We start from the raw sequence: 692 nt of genomic DNA, 5'->3' as shown, positions 1-692 counted from the left end.
GCGTGGGGCGAGCGCGTCGAGGACGTGCCGCTGCGCGTCGTGCCCCTCGCCGAGCCGGACGCGGCGCCGGGCCTCGTCAACGGATCCGTGGACGTCGCCTTCGTCCGCCTCCCCGTCGACGGCCGGGGCCTCACGATCGTGCCGCTCTACGGCGAGGTGCAGGTCGCCATCCTGCCGAAGGAGCACGCGCGCGCCACGGCCGACGCGATCTCGATCACCGACCTCGCGGAGGACCTGCTGCTGCAGCCCGCCGACACCGTGCCGGGCTGGCCCGGGCGCACCGCGGGCGCGGATCCCGTCCCGATGCCCGACGACACGGCCGCGGTCGTCGAGCTGGTCGCCGCGGGTGTCGGCTTCGTGGTCGTGCCGCACGCGCTCGGCCGACTCCACGCGCGCAAGGACGTCGTCGCGGTGCCGGTGCACGACCTGCCCGAGACGCGGGTCGCCGTGGCCTGGCGCGAGGGCGACGCATCCCCCGACATCGAGGAGCTCGTGGGCATCGTCCGCGGGCGCACGGCCGCCAGCTCGCGCTCCTCGCGCGACGACGACGAGCGCGACCGGAAGAAGCCGACCGCCGCGCAGAAGACGGCGCGCAAGGCCGCGGGCAAGCCGGGCGCCGCGGGCGCGAAGGGCGGGTCGAAGCCGGCGCAGAAGGGCGGCGGGAAGCGCACTCCCCCGCCGCGCGGCCAGCG

At 77.3% G+C, this 692-nt stretch carries 1 protein-coding gene; it reads left to right on the top strand.

Annotated features, from left to right (window positions below; translation table 11 throughout):
• A partial coding sequence (locus DZG00_RS16175) for a LysR substrate-binding domain-containing protein (protein ID WP_119455859.1) occupies positions 1 to 692 on the top strand: 692 nt, incomplete at both ends.

Origin of the sequence: Clavibacter lycopersici (genome assembly GCF_003576405.1) — a bacterium.
GTDB lineage: Bacteria > Actinomycetota > Actinomycetes > Actinomycetales > Microbacteriaceae > Clavibacter > Clavibacter lycopersici.
The sequence above is the reverse complement of the archived record's forward strand: the minus strand, read 5'-3'. Positions and strand labels throughout refer to the sequence as shown.